This window comes from Bythopirellula superficialaquae (assembly GCF_059632245.1).
On the sequence record NZ_CP197426.1, the window covers coordinates 3,558,888 to 3,577,323 of the forward strand.

The 18,436-nt window shown below is 54.7% G+C and carries 16 protein-coding genes and 1 tRNA gene; 8 read left to right on the forward strand and 9 right to left on the reverse strand.

The genetic code is table 11. The features are described 5' to 3' along the window. Positions 1-4: 4 nt before the first annotated feature. The 3 genes from SH678x_RS14575 to SH678x_RS14585 form a co-directional block, all read right to left on the reverse strand. Positions 5-802 carry a PhzF family phenazine biosynthesis protein gene (locus SH678x_RS14575; RefSeq protein WP_496919184.1) on the reverse strand — a complete coding sequence of 266 codons (798 nt, stop codon included), beginning with the start codon at positions 800-802 and terminating at the stop codon, positions 5-7. A 424-nt stretch (positions 803-1,226) separates the two neighbouring features. Beyond that, positions 1,227-1,961, reverse strand: a complete 735-nt coding sequence (locus SH678x_RS14580; protein ID WP_496919185.1) for a hypothetical protein — start codon at positions 1,959-1,961, stop codon at positions 1,227-1,229. Between the two features lie 123 nt (positions 1,962-2,084). Further along, positions 2,085-2,157, reverse strand: a tRNA-Ala gene (locus SH678x_RS14585). Positions 2,158-2,285: 128 nt separating this feature from the next. On the opposite strand from SH678x_RS14585, the gene SH678x_RS14590 reads away from it, so the two are divergent. After that, the gene (locus tag SH678x_RS14590) at positions 2,286-3,311 is read left to right on the forward strand and encodes a lysylphosphatidylglycerol synthase transmembrane domain-containing protein (RefSeq protein ID WP_496919186.1); all 1,026 of its coding nucleotides are present in this window, start codon (positions 2,286-2,288) and stop codon (positions 3,309-3,311) included. Between the two features lies 1 nt (position 3,312). On the opposite strand, the gene SH678x_RS14595 is transcribed toward SH678x_RS14590, so the two are convergent. Continuing rightward, positions 3,313-3,990 (reverse strand): HD domain-containing protein, encoded by a 678-nt coding sequence (locus SH678x_RS14595; RefSeq protein WP_496919187.1) that lies wholly within the window; start codon positions 3,988-3,990, stop codon positions 3,313-3,315. Positions 3,991-4,057: 67 nt separating this feature from the next. Beyond that, a complete protein-coding gene (locus SH678x_RS14600) occupies positions 4,058-5,497 on the reverse strand; it encodes an HD-GYP domain-containing protein (RefSeq protein WP_496919188.1) in 1,440 nt (479 codons plus the stop codon). Positions 5,498-5,769: 272 nt separating this feature from the next. On the opposite strand from SH678x_RS14600, the gene hydA reads away from it, so the two are divergent. Then, complete coding sequence (gene hydA, locus SH678x_RS14605; protein ID WP_496919189.1) at positions 5,770-7,149, forward strand: dihydropyrimidinase; 1,380 nt, start codon at positions 5,770-5,772, stop codon at positions 7,147-7,149. A 9-nt stretch (positions 7,150-7,158) separates the two neighbouring features. On the opposite strand, the gene preA is transcribed toward hydA, so the two are convergent. Next, positions 7,159-8,286, reverse strand: a complete 1,128-nt coding sequence (gene preA / locus SH678x_RS14610; protein ID WP_496919190.1) for an NAD-dependent dihydropyrimidine dehydrogenase subunit PreA — start codon at positions 8,284-8,286, stop codon at positions 7,159-7,161. Positions 8,287-8,425: 139 nt separating this feature from the next. On the opposite strand from preA, the gene SH678x_RS14615 reads away from it, so the two are divergent. Continuing rightward, positions 8,426-8,743: a DMT family transporter gene (locus SH678x_RS14615; protein WP_496919191.1), complete on the forward strand. Its 318-nt coding sequence runs from the start codon at positions 8,426-8,428 to the stop codon at positions 8,741-8,743. 587 nt (positions 8,744-9,330) lie between these two features. Here the strand turns inward: SH678x_RS14615 and SH678x_RS14620 are convergent. After that, positions 9,331-10,686, reverse strand: a complete 1,356-nt coding sequence (locus SH678x_RS14620; protein ID WP_496919192.1) for an aspartate aminotransferase family protein — start codon at positions 10,684-10,686, stop codon at positions 9,331-9,333. A gap of 211 nt (positions 10,687-10,897) precedes the next feature. On the opposite strand from SH678x_RS14620, the gene SH678x_RS14625 reads away from it, so the two are divergent. From SH678x_RS14625 to SH678x_RS14635, 3 genes are read left to right on the forward strand one after another with little or no spacing between them, the layout of a single operon-like run. Next, positions 10,898-12,421, forward strand: coding sequence for an NCS1 family nucleobase:cation symporter-1 (locus tag SH678x_RS14625; protein ID WP_496919193.1), 1,524 nt, complete (start codon positions 10,898-10,900; stop codon positions 12,419-12,421). Continuing rightward, positions 12,408-13,070 (forward strand): phosphatase PAP2 family protein, encoded by a 663-nt coding sequence (locus SH678x_RS14630; protein ID WP_496919194.1) that lies wholly within the window; start codon positions 12,408-12,410, stop codon positions 13,068-13,070. The genes SH678x_RS14625 and SH678x_RS14630 overlap by 14 nt, the downstream gene beginning before the upstream one ends. 40 nt (positions 13,071-13,110) lie before the next feature. Next, positions 13,111-13,698, forward strand: a complete 588-nt coding sequence (locus SH678x_RS14635; protein WP_496919195.1) for a hypothetical protein — start codon at positions 13,111-13,113, stop codon at positions 13,696-13,698. Between the two features lie 2 nt (positions 13,699-13,700). Here the strand turns inward: SH678x_RS14635 and SH678x_RS14640 are convergent, their stop codons facing one another. Beyond that, positions 13,701-14,570, reverse strand: a complete 870-nt coding sequence (locus SH678x_RS14640; RefSeq protein WP_496919196.1) for a nitrilase-related carbon-nitrogen hydrolase — start codon at positions 14,568-14,570, stop codon at positions 13,701-13,703. Positions 14,571-14,813: 243 nt separating this feature from the next. Between SH678x_RS14640 and SH678x_RS14645 the strand changes: the two genes are divergently transcribed. After that, the gene (locus SH678x_RS14645) at positions 14,814-16,328 is read left to right on the forward strand and encodes a CoA-acylating methylmalonate-semialdehyde dehydrogenase (protein ID WP_496919197.1); all 1,515 of its coding nucleotides are present in this window, start codon (positions 14,814-14,816) and stop codon (positions 16,326-16,328) included. 192 nt (positions 16,329-16,520) lie between these two features. Next, on the forward strand, positions 16,521-17,051 hold the full coding sequence (locus tag SH678x_RS14650; RefSeq protein WP_496919198.1) for a YcxB family protein: 531 nt from the start codon (positions 16,521-16,523) through the stop codon (positions 17,049-17,051). On the opposite strand, the gene tyrS is transcribed toward SH678x_RS14650, so the two are convergent. Then, complete coding sequence (gene tyrS / locus SH678x_RS14655) at positions 17,048-18,340, reverse strand: tyrosine--tRNA ligase (RefSeq protein ID WP_496919199.1); 1,293 nt, start codon at positions 18,338-18,340, stop codon at positions 17,048-17,050. The genes SH678x_RS14650 and tyrS overlap by 4 nt on opposite strands. Positions 18,341-18,436: the final 96 nt, after the last annotated feature.

Below are 18,436 nucleotides of genomic sequence, written 5' to 3' on the forward strand. Positions count from 1 at the left end.
GTCTCTAACACACCAACTGACCCTTCATCACCAGCATGGCTTGGCCACCGAGGATCACTCGATCTCCTTGCACATTTACCTGTACGGTGCCGCCACGTTTTGATGTTTGAAAACCGACAAGTTCGTTCTTGCCGAGTTTTTCTGCCCAGTAGGGACCAAGGCAACAGTGAGCTGAACCCGTCACGGGGTCTTCATCAATACCGACAGCGGGTGCGAAGAATCGCGAGATAAAATCGACACCTGGCATGTCCGACTCGGCAGTGACGATCACACCGCGGGCGGCGACTTTGGCGAGAGTGCGAAAATCGGGTTGCAGCGAGCGAACAGTCTCCGCGGAGTCCACGACCAAAAACCTATCGAACTTCGTTTTGCCCACGAATGCAGGATTGATTTCTAATGCGTCCAGAAGTTCAGTTACTGGTTCGCACTGCTCAACAGTGACTGCAGGAAAGTCAAGCAAGATGCTTCCCTGCTTGTACGACGCCGTGAGAACTCCACTGCGCGTATGAAACTCAATCTGCTTTTCGACAGAAACAATTCCCATTTCCCATAGGGTAAACGCAGACGCAAGCGTTGCGTGGCCGCAAAGGTCGACTTCCACTTTGGGTGTAAACCAGCGGAGTTCAAAGCCATCGGCAAGCGGCCGCACGAATGCCGTTTCCGAAAGATTCATCTCCGCAGCGACTGATTGCATCCACGAGGCTTTGGAGCTGTCTGAGAGCAAGCACACCGCGGCGGGATTACCGCTAAACGGCTTATCGGTAAAAGCGTCAACTTGCCAAAGCGGAATCGCGGGCATCATGAGGTCCTCCAAGTCCTGACGAATTCTTAGGTTTATTCACGGACAGTGGCCCGAACAATCTGGTTCGTATTACGCGGCCAAAAATTTCCTAACATTTGGCCGCCACGATTGGTTAAAATACACTCTCGCCACTAAGGCCTGTGTTCTTCGATAACTGAATCAGCTGAGTGAATTTTGGATCGCGCTCATCTTACGTTTCGACCAAAAGTCGACACGTTTTGTCACGTGCGATTTTCGCAATGCCTTGAACTATCTAGGCTTGTAACATTGCCACGTGACAAAACCCAAGAGTTTCGTCACCAAAGTTGGGACCCCGGCACACGCGCGAAAATTCAGGTTTGCGTGCTCAGGGGGGGCCGCAAACCACGCAAAGGTGGCAAATCTGGCCAAGCTGAGTGACGGATACCAAGAAGCCCTAAGGAGTTTAAGGCGCTTCGATGTTGATCTCGATTTCGCCGAGATTAGCCGGCCCCATCACCGCGTCGATGATCTTGCGGACTTCCTCCGATGGATCGATCAGTTCGACCTGCTCCGGAATGCCCGCCTGATCGGCTTCCTGTGTGGCCGTGGCGATCAGTTGGCGAAGCTCTTCATCGGTGGCCTTCTTCCGGAACTCCCACCTCTCTCCTTGCCTATCAGCCACATACGAAAGGACCCGCTCGACTGCCGGTTCATCAATTTTTCCGGTGATGACACCGCGCGTGAACCGTCGCAGGGCCAGGCTGCCCGCCCGTTTTTCTTCGGCGGTGAGTGTCGACTGGTTGAAATAGTGGGCTTCGATCGCTGACACACCGAGCGAGGGCATGAGTGGCGATTCAATGATGGCCACAGAAAGTTGTTGCAACTGTTCGAGCGTCAATGTCCCATCGCGCAGGGCGTTGAGTGGCCGTTCGAGTTCGCTCGAGATTTCGGTCTGCTCTTGCTCGGGGATGTTCGAGGCGTCGAGTGTTTTGTCGACGACCACCAACGACATTTCGGCTCCCCAATTACGCCAGTTCTGCGAGACCACGTAACCGAGGATCACGATCAGCACGACCATGATCAACAGGACGATAAAGCAGCCTTTGAGACAGCCACCAAAGCAGCCTCCCCCTTCCCTTTCCTCATCTTTGCGAGGCTCGGCTTCCTGTTCGATTTCGAATTTATGACTTTCCGCCATGGCCACTTACCTTCGCTAGATTTCCGCGCATGAAAAAGCCCGGCGTCTGATGATACAGCTTGACCGGGCCTAATCTAAGATGAATCTGAGGTTTAAAGGAACCTCAAATCTCAATGAATTCAGTGGAGGATAACGGGATCGAACCGATGACCTTTTGGCTGCCAGCCAAACGCTCTCCCAGCTGAGCTAATCCCCCGGGAAGTTCGTAGATTTAAGGAGATCGAGCAGATAAGCCGCTCTGGTCCCTTCGGCCACGAACTGGCAAACTAACACCCTGAAACAGGATTGTCAACGCCGCCACATTTTCTGCCGCCAACACACGCCATGAGCCACGCACGAAGTAGCCTGAAAATTGCGATCACCGCGGGCAAGGTGGTGCTGGCTCTAGGAATTGTCGGCTATTTGGTCGCAAAAATTCAGCGTGACGCGGGATTCTCGCGGCTTCTGCATGAGCCCAAGGAATGGGGATATCTGGCCGCGGCGCTGGCCATGGTGTTCGCCGCTTTCACGTTGAGTTTTGTCCGTTGGTATGTACTCGTGCAGGGGCTCGGCATGCGGTTCTCACTACGCGATGCCCTGCGATTGGGTTCGATGGGATTCACGCTCAATCAAGTGATGCCCGGCAGCGTGGGCGGGGATTTATTCAAGGCCGCGTTCCTGGCTCACGAACAACCGGGACGACGGACCGAGGCCGTGGCCTCAGTGTTTATCGATCGCTTCATCGGGCTGGTGGCGATGTTTGTGGTCGCGAGCGTCGGGCTACTGTTCGCCAACCAAACATTGGGACGCAGTCCGTGGCTGAGCAGTTTGGAGGTAACAATCTGGTCGGTGGCAATCGGCGGAGTCGTGGGAATTCTGTTGGTAACGAGTCATTTATTTTCCGGTTTGAAGACTCAAGAGCTCGCGAGTCGCGTTCCGGCGATTGGGCACATACTGAGCCGACTCGTGGCGGGCTTGAACCGCTTTAGTAGCAGACGCCGGTATTTGGCAGCGGCCTTTGCGATGGCGATCACGACACATTGTTTGTTGGTCAGCACGTTTTGGTGCATCAGCCGTGGGCTGCCAATTGTCGGCCCGACGTTCCAACAAAACACGACAATCGTGCCACTCGCCCTAGTGGCGGGTGCCTTGCCATTGACGCCAGGGGGCTTGGGGATCACGGAAACCGCGCTCGCCAAACTGTACGGAGCCATTCAACTGAACGAAGCCGACGGGGCGTTGGTGGCGCTGACCTATCGCGCTGTGACTTACGTCGTGGCGATAGTAGGGGCCTGCTATTACCTTTCCGCGAAACGTCGTTTCGAACACATTATGGAAGAGGCAGAAGAATTTGCCGAGGAAATCGAGTGAACTAGGACTCGTCCTCAGAGCAGTTCAATTCGCGCAAGACATGGATCGCGTCTTCCACTTCGGGAACGACGATTCCTCGCTTGCGGGCAGCGAGATCGAAATTCGCCAGCAGCGTGATCTCCTCAAAATTAACGTCGGCCTCTAAACGATTGCGGGCCCGCAGTCCCAAGGTCCCCTTTGTAAGGGCGTGGGCAACAGGCATGTTCTCGATCAGCCACGACGTTCGCTCGGTGACAATTCCATCAAGTGCGGACATTGTCGCGGAATGGTGATCGCGGCGGTCAATGGCTTTGCCGACATCGTGAAGCAGCGCCGCTGTGAGAAACTCTTCGTCGTAAGGAATCTGCTCAGCAGCAAGCTGGAAAACCTGCAAGCTATGGTACAGGGCATCACCTTCGGGATGAGCCTGCGGATCCTGCTTCACACTAGCGAGAGGATGCAAGAGCTCGGCATAAATCCCGAAACGATTCTCCCACTCTTGAGGCTGAAATGCCTTAGCGAGGGAACGCAGTTGCTCGCCGACTTCTGCATCCGATGGCAAATCGCGGACTCGAATTCCTTCGGGAAACATGCGCTCAATGGCGGAACGGCGGGCATCCGAATGCCGAAGTTCAGGCTGCTCGTTGATCAAACGAGCAGCCTCCCAGGCAATTTGACGGCGGGCTTTGGAAGGCTTCACGGCGGGCAAGTTGCTAGTGTCCGAGAAGATAACGCCAAGTGATCGGCACTCGGCTCATACCTTCATTTTACCTGGCAGCTGCGATAATGGCACTATCGATTCCTGCATCGAGGATGAGTTCTTTTTCAGCAGGCAGATAGGCCTCAAGAGGCAAATCCTGATTTCCGACGGAAATCCGATAGAAATCTTGCTCGCGGGCGATAAAGGCTTCGACGACCATCGGATCGAATTGTTGGCCGTAGCGGCTGACAATCCAATCGCGTGCCACTTCGTGAGAGACTGCGGCCTTGTAGGGCCGATGTGAAGTCAGGGCGTCGTAGACGTCGGCCAGCGCGACAATTCGACCTGCCAGCGGGATATCTTTCCCCTGGAGCCCCTGAGGATAGCCACTGCCATCCCAATGTTCGTGGTGGGTCGCGGCAATTTGTTCGGCAACTTCGAGGAAGTCATCTTCTTCAAGTTGCTTACGGATCGCGGCGAGGCATTCGCTGCCCAGTATGGTGTGCATTTCCATGGCTTTGCGTTCAGTCGAGTTCAACCGCGCCGGCTTGAGTAACACCGCGTCGGGTATGCCCACTTTTCCAATGTCGTGCAGCGATGAGGCCACGGCCAAATCAGCAACAAATCCGCGTTCGATTTCGGGATTCGTGCGGGCAAGTTCCGTGGCCAAGATTGAAACATAAGAACGAATTCGTTCCAAATGCTTGCCGGTATCTTTGTCCCGTGATTCGGCAAGCTTCGCCAAGCCAAAAGTCACGGCATTGCGAGTTCTCACCAGGGCTCGAGTTCGCTCGCTGACTTGATACTCCAAACGAGCATTGGCCGCCGCGAGTCCTGCTTCGTAGCGATTCAATAAGAAGCCGGTGAGCATCGCCGTCGCACCGATCACAAATGCCATCAAAATGTAACCAATTTGCATCACGGGCTGAATGGTAGACGCAATGAACGAATCGATAGCCATATCGGACTGATAAATCGCCAAAATCGCATTGAGTTTTGGCAAAGCAAATCCCGTAAATGCGTGCACTTTGCCATCGAGATCAACCTTGCCAGTAATTACCGGCGGGGTTTTGGAATCTATCTCTTCGACCAACTTGGTAATTGGTCCGGACGTCTCTTTATTGATCAACAAAGACCGTCCAGGAAAAAGTCGCAACAGCCCTGGGTCTTTTTCCAAATTGGGATGGCAAAGCATCGCGCCATTATTGAGACGCATCAGGCAAACAAAACCATCATGCGGAACGATCGTCGTCTCGCAGATATCTTGCAGCTTTTGCCAATCCGCCGTGCCAGGTTCCGCCGTAGTCAGTCCCAAAGCGCCGACTTCCAGAGCAATTTGATGGGCTTCGGCTTTGCCTTGAGCAGCAACGTAATTGTGAACCACGACTTCAAAGGTTTTCCACAACCAACCCGTTGCCCAGGCTACACCAAACCCGAGGCAGGCTGCCTGAGCGGCAATTAATAAAGCCAACAGAAAACAACGATTCTTAATTTGCATGCACGACATGAGCACAACTTCGGCGGGCAAACAGCGTTGAGGATAAGCGTTTGATAAGCGGCACCTCGTCGAGGTGGGCGATAAGTACAGTCAAACGTAGCTTGCGATTGGTAGATGCCGGAATCAGATTGCCGCATGATTCGCAACCGCCAAGACTTTGTTCCCTGTGAAGCCTATTTTCCCTACAACCGGCTTGACCGGCCGATGTCAGAGGGCACAATTGGCTGAAACGCCAAGAATGGCGACAGCTTACGTGTTTCTACCTCGGTTGGGACGATTGCATGTCACTACTAATCAAGAATGGTCGCATAATCACCGCAAGCGATGATTACGTCGCGGATATTTTGTGTGAAGGCGAAGTCATTACCAAAATCGCGCCACAGATTTCTGCGGAAGGTGCCACCGAGATCATCGACGCGGCGGGAAAATATGTTTTTCCTGGCTTCATTGATCCACACGTGCATATCTACCTGCCGTTCATGGGCACCTTCGCCAAGGACGACTACATCACGGCAAGCAAGGCCGCACTTGTTGGCGGCACAACGTCGCTGATCGAGATGTGCTGCCCGGCTCGCTCCGATGAACCGCTTAAAAGCTACGAGCTTTGGCTTTCCAAGGCGAATGAGAGTGCTTGCGACTACACATTCCACATGGGCGTTTCCCGGCTCGATGACTCAGCCGTTACCCAGCTTCGTGAGATTGTGAAACGTGGCATTGCCTCGTTCAAAATCTTCCTCGCTTACAAAGGTGCATTTGGCATCAATGACGAAGAGCTTTACGGCACGCTGAAATTGGCCAAGGAACTCGGCGTCATCGTCACGGCCCATTGTGAGAACGAAACCTTGGTTTCGCAGCTTCAAGCCCAACTGATCAGCGAAGGCAAAACGGGTCCCGAGTGGCAAGACGCTTCACGACCTCCTCGTGTGGAAGCCGAAGGCGTTCATCACCTCATGACGTTTGCCGAAATGACGGGCGCTCATGTTTACTGCGTGCATACCTCTTGCCGTGAAGCTCTGGAAGCGGTTCAGGAAGGTCAACTTCGCGGCGTACATGCTTGGGTCGAATCCGTGATTCCTCACTTCGTGCTCGACAAAAATTATACTGCTAAGCCGAATTTTGAGGGTTCCAAATATGTCATGTCTCCCCCCTTACGCGATGCGAGTCAACACGAAGCTCTGTGGGCTGGCTTACAGTCGCGTTTGATCAGCACCGTCGGCACCGATCACGCGCCGTTTGACTTCGCCGGTCAAAAAGACATGGGCAAAGACAACTTCACCAAAATCCCCAACGGCATTCCTTCGATCGAAGATCGTGTCAACATCCTCTACACTCACGGAGTTTGCCGAGGCCGGATCGACCTCAATACGTTCGTCGACGCCGCCAGCACACAAGCCGCCAAGTTATTTGGGCTTTACCCGCGCAAGGGAACCGTGGCGGTCGGGAGCGATGCCGATCTCGTGATTTATGATCCCCAGTATCGGGGCAAGCTGTCGGTCAAAACGCAAGAAATGGCGGTCGATTACAACGCCTTCGAGGGTTGGGAAATTGAAGGCCGACCGACGGAAGTCACAGTGCGCGGCAAGGTTCAAGTCCGTGGCGGCAAGTTCGTCGGTGAGCTAGGCCATGGCCAATTGCTCACCCGTAAGCCGACCCATTTTTAAGCGGCGATCTTAACCGCGCGCCAACGCGTCGGTCTGATCGACGAAGTCTTCGCCCGTCCACTGGGCATCGTCGCGGATCATCTTCTTGTCGTGCTGGGCTTTGGCTTGCTCGCGTGCGGCGGCTTGGCGTTTTACAAGATCAGCGTGGGTCGTAAAGTACTGCACGCTGTGACCTTTGAAATCAGCAATCGTTTCAAACTTGTGCTTCTCCATGAACGCCAGTAATTCTTCGCACATCTCTTTGACAATGCCGTAGCCGAATTTCATCACGCCCGTGCAAACTTGCACCGTGTCGGCACCGAGCAAAATAAACTGGGCCGCGTCTTTGCCCGTTTCCACGCCGCCGATCCCGCTCAGCGTACGGCCTGGATATTCGTCGCGAATCACGCGAGCAATTTCCATACACATCCGCAAAGCAATCGGCATCACCGCACGGCAGGAATATCCGCCCGGCGTTGTATAACCTTCGACCTGCGGTTCGGGGCGTAATGTTTCCAAATCGACGCCCAGCACGCTGCGAATCGTATTGATCGCGGCGATCCCTTCGCAGCCGGCTTTCAGCGCGGCCCGCGTGGGGTCTTCAATATGCGTGACGTTGGGGGTCATCTTCGCCCACACGGGCACCTTGGCGACCGCATTCACCCACTTCGAAACCTCGCCGAGAATGTCGGGATTCTCGCCCATCGCCGAGCCCATCTTCCGTTCGGGCAAACCGTGCGGACAGGAGAAATTCAGCTCGAACGCATCTACGCCGAGGTCCTGACAACGTTCGGTGATTTCGACCCACGCATCCTTGTTGAACTCCTCCATAATCGAGGCGATCAAGATGCGGTCGGGATACTTGTCTTTGACTCGCTTGAGCTCATCAACCCAAACATCAAAGCTGCGGTCACTGATTAGTTCAATGTTTTCCCAGCCGATGATTTCCTTCGAATCGCGGCCACGCAAGCGAGCGTAGCGGGGCTGGACGTTCGTAACCTTGCTGGCGTCGAGGCTGATCGTCTTACAGATGACGGCCCCCCAGCCTTCGTCGAACGCCTTGCCGATCACGTTGCCGTTGGTTCCCGGCGGGCCCGAACCAATCACAAAGGGGTTCGGCATCTTGAGGCCATTGACGACGGTTTCAAGCGTGGGCATGGGCATGGCTCCTGGTCAAACGAATCACCCGTCCAGTGTGTCTTATCAACAGCGCAGAGTCAATTAGTGATTACCTCGCCGCGCAGAGTTGATAAAGTATTTGCTTGACCACACTTCATAGACTTGAGGCAACTCCCCCATGATTGCTTGGCTTTATCTGTTGATCGCCGGTGCCCTGGAAGTCGGCTGGGCCCTAGGGTTGAAGTATTCGGAAGGGTTCACCAAAGTCGTGCCATCGGTACTGACGCTCGTAGGGATGGCGGCAAGCGGAGTGTTTCTCGCGCTCGCCGTACAGAAGCTTCCCTTGGGGACAGCCTATGCTATTTGGACCGGCATCGGCGCGGTGGGAACGGTCATCCTGGGAATGATCTTGTTCGGCGAACCCGTGGCCCCCATGCGAATATTCTTCATCGCACTGATCGTCTCAGGTATCGTCGGCCTGAAATTCGTGAGCTGATAGGACGTTCTCAGTGTGGCACGAGTCTCCGACTCGCAGTTCCCTGCGACGGTCCCTTTTCCTACGGTCCTCTGTCTCAGCTTTGCCAGATTGGCCAGGTTTGCGTGGTTGGCGACCCCTTAAATGTTGCCAAGCGGGGGAAAGTGTCTGTGGACTTTGGACAGTAAACTATTAAAAATTTCTTACGGTCCTACTGACTATGGTCTTCGAACTTTGTCAACTTGTCCAACTTGATCAACTTTTCAGAGTCATTTTGAAATTCAGAATTGGAAAAATCACATCGCATCGTAGCTTCAAACTGCTGCATGCGCGCTTTTCTAGCCCAGCTAGAGTTGTGCGCGAATAGCGCAGCGTCATTCCTGGTCGCTCCGAGCGCTCACGCTGACGGCTCGCCGTTGGGGATCTCAAATTATCAAAGAACACCGCATCAATGTGCGGCCTCAATTATCGCGATTTGAGACGCGCGTGCCACAAGAATATTTGGCCGGGGTGGAATGACTATCTGGATACTCGGCGAGCGACGTTAGCCGGCATCGTCCCGATGCCGTTCCGGATTTCGCTCGGCAGTGGGACACTGCCGGCTAACCCTACTTCTTCCCACCCACCACCGTCAGCACTTCATCCAAACACTCGATCATGAAGTTGGCGTCGTCCTTGGTGATGCACATCGGGGGCTTGATCCGCAGGGTGTTGCCGAAGAGGCCGCCCTTGCCGATGATCAGGCCGCGGTGTTTGCATTCTTCCATCACGGCGGCGGCTTCGGCCTTGGCGGGTTCTTTTGTCTTTCGATCGGTCACGAGTTCGATGCCCAGCATGAGGCCCATACCGCGGACTTCGCCGATCAGCGGCTGCTTTTCTTGGAGTTCGAGTAATCGTTCTTTGAGGTATCCGCCAACTTCCAAAGCATTCTGCTGGATGTTCTCTTCGTCGATCACTTCGAGCGTGGCTAGGCCTTGCGTCATGCTGACCGGGTTGCCGCCGAAGGTGTTGAAGTGAATACGGTTCTTCATCACTTCGGAAATTTTTTCTGTCGTGGTAAAAGCCCCCAGCGGGATGCCGTTGCCGATACCCTTCGCCATGGAAATACCGTCGGGCACGACGTCGTAATTCTGATGAGACCAATAATGGTGCCCCGTGCGGCCAAAGCCCCCTTGCACTTCATCGGCAATGCACAGCCCACCATGCTGGCGGACAATATCGTAAACGATTTTGAAGAATTCCTTGGGCGGCGTGACCGTGCCGCCGACCCCTTGGATTGGCTCGCCTATGAAGCAGGCGATCTCGCCCGAAGATTGATACTGGATGACGTTTTTCACATCGTAGGCGCACTTGAGTCCACACGACGGGTATTCCAATTCATAGGGGCAGCGATAGCAGTAGCCCGCATTGGAGTGCAGGATGTTGAGCTGCGGATTGGATTTGAATTTCCAGGTACCGTGGGCCGTGAGTCCCATGGGAACGGACGTGCCACCATGATAGCCGTTGCGCAAAGCAACCACAGCGTCGTTCCCCGTGTATTCGCGGGCTGACAGGATGGCAACTTCGTTGGCTTCGCTGCCGCTGTTGGTGAAGTAGCTGCGCGTGAGGCCCTCGGGCATCTTGCTCGCCAGCTTCTCAGCAAACTGCCCGATCGAAGGGTGCAAATAAATTGTAGTGGTGTGCTGGAGCTTGCCAGTTTGTTCGCGAACTTTATCGATCACCTTGGGATGGCAATGGCCCACGCTCACGGTGACGATCCCGGCGAAGGCATCAAGGTAGCGTTTCCCCGTTTCATCCCACAGGTACTGCATCTTCCCCTCGACAATCATCAGAGGGTCTTTGTAGTACGTGATCACCCCCGGCGACACGTATTGATGACGCAAGGCGATGACTTGGTCACGGCTGGGGCCATCGTAAGGCGTGGAGGTGAGGTTGGTGGGGGGGAGTTGTGCTGATGTCGACATTGTGATACTCCGCGCAGTGGCGAATGAACTTGTATGGTGCGAAATCGATTCTAACCGGTGACATTGGCCTTGCCCAGAACAATCGCTTTACGCAAATTAGGGCCACAACATACTGCGGCCAACCGTGATGTACATGCGAATTGGCCCCGTGCATACTCACGCTTGGCGGCACATCCCTTGAGCATCACTATCATCAAGTCAGGATCATGCGATGGCTGATTCTTCCGCCCAATCTCTTCCTACCGATGGCATCGTCGAACTGACGACCGACGTCTCGAGCTCCCCCTACTTCAGCCACGATATGGCCCCCGTGCCGCGCAGCGAGCGGCGTTGGTCGATGCGCGACATGGCGGTGCTGTGGATTTCGATGTCGGCCTGCGTGCCGACTTACATGCTCGCCTCGGGCATGATTGAAGAAGGGATGAATTGGTGGCAGGCGATCGCGACGATCTTTCTCGGCAATGTGATCGTGCTGGTTCCGATGGTGCTCAACGCCCACGCTGGTACGAAGTATGGGATCCCCTTCCCCGTCTATTGCCGCCCGTCGTTTGGGATTTTGGGAGCGAACGTGCCGGCGCTATTGCGTGCGCTCGTGGCCTGCGGCTGGTTTGGGATTCAATCGTGGATTGGCGGGGCAGCGATCTATCAAATCCTTGTGGTCTTTGTGCCCGCTTGGGGGAAGCTCGAAAAACTACCAGTGCTGGAAATCAATGCCGCACAGGCGGTGTGTTTCTTGCTGTTCTGGGCGATCAACATGTGGGTCATCTATAAAGGCGTGGAATCGATCCGCATCTTGCTTAACATCAAGGCGCCGCTGCTGATCGGCTTGGGTTTCGTACTCCTTGGCTGGGCGTATTACGCGGCGGATGGTTTTGGCACGATGCTCAATAAGCCTTCGGCATTTGAAGTGGGTGGACCGAAAGCGGGGCTGTTTTGGCCTTTCTTTTTTGCTTCGCTCACCGCCAACGTCGGCTTCTGGGCCACGCTGTCGCTGAATATTCCCGACTTCAGCCGCTATGCCTACTCGCAGCGTGACCAAGCACTCGGCCAAGCCTTGGGTCTGCCCACAACGATGGCCTTATTCTCGTTCATCGGAATCGCCGTCACGGGGGCCACGGCGGTGATCTATGGCGAAACGATATGGGATCCCGTGATCGTGCTGAGCAAGTTTACGAACCCCATCGTTTTAGTCGTCGCGATGGTGTCGCTTTGCATCGCGACACTCGCCACGAACATTGCCGCCAACGTGGTGAGTCCCGCCAATGATTTTGCACACCTAGCCCCCAAGTGGATTTCGTTCCGCACGGGGGGATTCATCACCGGCATCATCGGCATATTGATTAGGCCTTGGAAACTGGTCGAAGATCCCACTGGTTATATCTTCCGCTGGCTCGTGGCTTATTCGGCGTTGCTGGGTGCCGTGGGGGGCGTGTTGCTGGCCGATTATCTGGTGTGGCGTAAAACACAGCTTGATCTCGCCGGGCTATATCGCCGTGAAGGACCTTATTGGTACAAGGGCGGCTTTAATCCTTGGGCGATCATTGCCATGGTGCTCGGCATCTTGCCTTGCATCCCCGGCTTCTTGATGCAAGTGTCGAATCGTTTTTCTGAGTTGCCCAAAATTTGGGGCGATCTTTATCACTACGCGTGGTTCATCAGCTTTGGCCTGTCGTTTGTCACCTACCTCGCGTTGATGAATCTGTTTGCTCGTAAACCTGAGAATGCCAACAACTGACCAAGACTTCCGACGGCTCGGCAAGCACACCCTCGCGGCACTGATCGTGGGCGTCGTTCTGGTTGTGATTTGCTATTTTTTCGTTGATCGGCAAGTGGCCTTCTTCGTTTATAATCGCGGCATCAACAAGATCACGATCTTCAAATGGCTGACCTACCCGCCACCGATCGTGCAAACGTGGTCGCCGGTTGTTCTAGCAACGCTCGCGCTTAAACGAGTCTTTGCTCCTTGGAAGAACTGGCAACGTGTTTTGTTTGTTGCCTGTGTGAGTCTCATTGTCGCCGATCAGTTTCGGTATTCAATCGGTGACGCGGCCGGTCGCTATTGGCCCGAAACCTGGCACGATGATAATCCCTCACTCATCGGCAATGGCACATACGGATTCCATCCGTTTCATGCCGACGACGATGAAGGAAGTTTTCCCTCGGGCCACGCCGCGCGGATCGCTGGCTTTCTGGGCGTGCTCTGGCTCGCATTTCCGTGGTGGCGATGGCTGTACGTGCTTATCGCGGTGCCGATGCTCATCGCGCTCGTGGCGATGAATTACCACTTCGTCGGCGACGTGGTTGCCGGATGCATCGTGGGCGGAATTGTGGCGGCGTGGGGGGTTGCTCTCAGTAATGTGACTACTGACAATTTTAAGTTATAATTGACAAAGTATCTTTCAAATATCTTTTGCGATAAAACACATGCCAGAATACGACGGCATCTTAGCTTTAGACAGAATGGAGCGGGCCGTGTGGAAAGTCAAAGATCGACTCTTGCGCGCAACGGCCGCTCTAGAAGACGCAAAAGTTCCCTATGCCGTGGTTGGAGGGAACGCTGTCGCAGCTTGGGTCGAGCAAGTTGACGAAACCGCCGTCCGTGCTACACAAGACGTTGACCTGGCCCTGCGACGAGCGGACCTCGAGCTCGCAAAAGCAGCACTTGCTAAAGTCGGGTTCATCTACCGTCACGTTAAAAGCATCGATATGTTCCTCGACGGCCCCGAAGCCAAGCCTCGTGACGCTATCCATATTGTTTTCAGCGGTGAGAAGGTTCGCGAGAGCGATCTATTACCAGTTCCCGATGTCTCCGAAAGCGATTCATTCCGAGCCTATCGAGTCGTGAATCTGGAAAGTCTAGTGCGCATGAAGCTCACTTCCCATCGACTTAAAGACCAAGTCCATCTGCAGGACATGATTGAAGTCGGGCTGGTTGATCAGTCATGGACTTCAAAGCTTATGCCGGAACTTGCTGCACGTTTGCAAGTGATTTTGGACAATCCCGAAGGCTGATCTCAATCCGCCACAATCGCGTCGTAGCTATCGGGCCGGCGATCGCGGAAGAATTGCCACACGTTGCGCACTTCGCGAATCGAGTCCAGATCCATGTCGGCCACGACTATGGCATCGCCCGAGCGATCAGCTTGAGCGATGAACTGTCCGCGGGGATCGCAGAAGTAGCTTTGGCCGTAGAACTCTCCGATGCGCCATGGTTCTTCAAAACCGGGCCGATTGATCGCTCCGACGAAGTATTGATTCGCCACGGCATGGGCCGGTTGCTCGATCTTCCAGAGGTATTCGCTCAATCCCGCGACGGTCGCCGATGGGTTGAACACGATCTCAGCGCCGTTGAGCCCCAAGCAACGTGCCCCTTCGGGGAAGTGGCGATCGTAACAAATATAGACGCCGATTTTACCTACCTTGGTGTCGAACACGGGGTAACCCATGTTGCCGGGGCGAAAATAAAACTTCTCCCAAAAGCCGGGATTGCAGTGAGGAATATGCATCTTGCGGAACTTGCCAAGATACTCGCCCGTCGAATCAATGACCGAAGCCGTGTTGTAATAGACGCCCGTTAGGTCTTCCTCGTACATCGGCACAACGATGACCATCTTGTGCTTCTTAGCAAGCTCTTGCATGAGCTTCGTGGTGGGGCCATCGGGAACGCGTTCGGTGAGGTCGTACCACTTGGGGTCTTGCTCGGCACAAAAATAGGGGCCGTAGAATAACTCCTGCATGCAAACGACTTCGACTCCCTTGTCGGCGGCATCGGCCAAGAGTGCCACATGCTTGTCGATCATCGCTTGCTTGACTTTTTGAACTCCCGACGTGACCGGCTCACAAAGAGTGGCTTGAATCAACCCACCACGAACGATTCTCGGCATCGTATGCTCCTAAAAGCTGGGCCGCCAAAAAACTAAGGGGAACGCCGAAATGGCATCGGCACTAAATCATGCGAGCCAATCACTAAGTAGTTGGCGCACTGTGGTAAACCACGACAACTTGGCTATGATAACTGGTTGCAATTGCTATGACTACTGCCAAGTTGTTTTGCGGATAATACTTTCACAGTTCCGCGCAGAGCAAGCTCCGCCGCTAAAGTTTCAACACCATCATAAGGTTTCGCCATGGCCGCCACCGCCACTCCTGCTGTTTCGATCGTTCCGGTTCTCTCTGGTGGGCGTTGGTACAACAGTGCATCCACCGAAGGGGGCGATGTTTACAATCCCTCGAGCGGCAAAGTGATCGCCCGCGTGCCGTTTTGCAGTGTTGATGAAACGGCCGAAGTTGTGGCTGCTGCGGCGGCCGCTTTGCCCGCGTGGAGCGAAACGCCTCCTGTGGAACGTGCCCGCATCATGTTCCGCTATCGCGATCTGGTCGCCGCGCACTTTGAAGAGTTCGCGGCGCTCGTGACCCGCGAACATGGCAAAACGCTCCCCGAAGCCCGGGCCGAAGTGCAGCGTGGCATGGAAATGATCGAATTCGCGTGCAGCGTCCCCACGATGCTGATGGGCGACACGCTGCCGAACATTGCTTCGAATGTCGATGCCGAAACCAATCGCCATCCCGTCGGCGTGTGCGTCGGCATCACACCGTACAACTTTCCGTTCATGGTACCGCTGTGGATGTATCCCGTGGCCATCGCGTGTGGCAACACGTTTGTGTTGAAGCCTTCGGAAAAGGTGCCCCTGTCGTCTGTACGTCTGGGCGAGCTCCTTGTCGAAGCAGGACTTCCCGATGGTGTGTTCAACATCGTGCACGGAAATAAGTCTTGTGTTGACGTGTTACTCACACATCCCAAGGTGGCGGCGATTTCGTTCGTTGGTTCCACGGGAATCGCCAAGTATATCTACGAAGTCGGCACAAAGAATGGCAAGCGCGTTCAAGCGGCTGGTGGTGCCAAGAATCATCTGATCATCATGCCCGATGCCGATCTCGATCAATCGGTGAAGGCCCTCTCGGCATCGGCGTTTGGTTGTGCGGGTCAGCGCTGCATGGCGGGGAGTGTGGCGGTGGCCGTGGGCAATGCCGGCGATCCGCTCGTGGACGGGCTCGTTGATTACGCCGGCAAATTCCGGGTTGGCCCCACCGATGGGAATGAAAACGTCGACATGGGTCCGTTGATTCGCCAGGACCACCTCAACCGCGTGGCTGGCTATTTGGAAGTCGCCGCTCAGGATGGTGCCCGAGTCGCTCTCGATGGTCGCCGGGAATTCGACAGCGAGGGTTTTCTGCTGGGTCCCAGCGTGATCGACCAAGTCGAGCCTTCGATGCGCGTTGCGCAGGAAGAAATTTTTGGCCCCGTGCTCTCGGTGATTCGCGTAACCGATCTGGAAAGCGCCCTCGAAGTCGGCCGCCAGTGTCCTTACGGCAACGGTGCGTCGATCTTCACGTCGAGTGGCTACGCCGCGCGAGAATTTAAGCGACACTTCAACGCGGGCATGATCGGCATCAACGTCGGGGTGCCCGCCCCCATGGCGTGGTTTCCATTCACGGGCTGGAATCAATCCTTCTTCGGCGACTTGCATATCCAGGGCACGGAAAGCGTTCATTTCTACACCCGGCAAAAGATGACGCTCACGCGCTGGTTTGCCTCGGCCCAGGAATCGCACCAAGACCCGGTGTGGAAGACGGGGCGGTAGGAGGTTAACCACGAAAGACATGAAAGACACGAATTACACGAATTACACGAAAGATAATTCTCATCGCGATTGTCATTCCGAGGGGAGTTCTACGACCAGAGGAATCTAGGTTGACCCAGACTACGATGTAGCTTGGCTTTCAGCCGAGTTTGAGCTAAGCCATCGAGATAAAGCCATCGCGGAAAGCACGTCATGTCATTTGTACTCGAGTACAAAAACACAAAGGACGATCTGCGTGCGCAATACGAGCTTCAAATGGCTAAGCACTTCAAAGCGGCAAGGCCACAATACCTTCGTACTGTTTTGTTCTCGACCGCACTGTTGGTTATGGCTAGCTATTGTGCCTATGAGGCAACTCTTTACGGATTTCTTATTGCTTTCTTAGTCTTAATGGTCAGCTACCTTTTCAAATCCCTTCCCTACTCTCGCAATTGCCAAGCATCAATTGAGAAATTCTTGACGAATCACAGCGATACGCAAATTCGACTGGAAGTGAAGGATGATGGCTTGCTAGAAACTGAGGAAGGAATACAAAGTTTCGTTCCTTGGACGTCTATCAAAAGCTTCACTGAGTTTCGCAGTACTTTGTTTATCAATCTGAATGCTGGGTTGTATGCAATGATCCCTCGCAACTCCGTTAGCACAGGCCCGATGGCAGTTGATCAGTTAATTGCCGTACTACGCGAAAAAGGCATAACAGAAGAGTTGAATGCCTCAACTTAAATAAACCGCAACAGCGCGTACTTCTTCTTCCCGCTCCGTAGCACCATCACTGTTTCGCTCGCTAAATAATCGGCCGTGAGCAGTGTGTCGATCTTTTCGATGCGGCGGTTGTTGACGTAGGCGCCCCCCTGCTCGACTGCGCGGCGGGCGTCGCCTTTGCTTTTCGCGAGGCCAGACTCGACCAGCGCGTTGACGATGTTGAGGTCGTTGCCGTCCAGCCAGGAACGACTCAGGGTCTTGCTCGGCACGTCGGCGAAGATTTCGCTGAGCTGGTTGTCGTTCAAATCACTGATCTCGGCACCGAAGAAAATCTCCGTGGCCTTTTGTGCCGTTTGCAGACCTTCGTCACCATGAACAAGCCGTGTGATTTCTTCGGCCAGGCGGCGCTGGCTGTCGCGTTTGTCGGGGTGATTCGCGCGGGCGATGTCGAGCAGTTCGATCTCTTGATGCGAAAGCTCGGTGAGCAACCGCAAGCACTTGCCCGCGTCGGCATCGTCGACGTTGATCCAGTATTGGTAGAACTGGTAGGGGCTCGTGCGATCGGGGGCCAGCCACACGGCACCGCTTTCGGTTTTGCCCATCTTCGTGCCGTCGGACTTTGTGAGCAGCGGCCAGGTCATGCCGTGAAGATGCACGCCGCGCATCCGGCGGGCGAGATCGATCCCGGCGGTGACGTTCCCCCATTGGTCACTGCCACCGGCTTGGAGTTCGCAGCCATATTTGTCGCTCAAGTACACAAAGTCGTAAGCCTGGAGCAGCATGTAGCTGAACTCGGTGTAGCTCATGCCGCCGCTACCGGCATCATCACCTCGACCGAGGCGGCTTTTGACCGAATCCTTAGCGAGCATCACATTAACGGGGAAATTCTTGCCGATGTCGCGCAAGAAATCGAGGTACGTCCAATTGCCGGTCCAATCGAAATTGTTGACGAGCAAGGCGGATTGGCTCCCCGAATCGAAATCGAGGAAGCGCGCCATTTGCCGGCCGATGGCTTCGACGTTGGCTTGCAGGTCTTCTTTGGAAAGGAGATTACGCTCGTCGCTCTTGCCGCTGGGGTCGCCGATCATGCCGGTCGCGCCACCCACCACCGCGATGGGGCGATGCCCTGCCTGTTGAAAACGCCGCAGCATGATCAGCCCCATCATGTGCCCTACGTGCAAGCTGGCCGCCGTGGGATCGAACCCGGCATAGAGAGTGCGCGGCTTCTCGGCAAGCCAAGCCTCCATGCCTTCATCGTTGGTGGTTTGATGAACGAGGCCACGCCATTGGAGATCGGAGAAAAAATTCATGACTAAATAGGAACTCAAAAAAGTGAAACCGCTAATACACGCTAATGATCGCTAATAATGAATTAGCCGACCGTCTTAAAGCAAATATCTTATCAG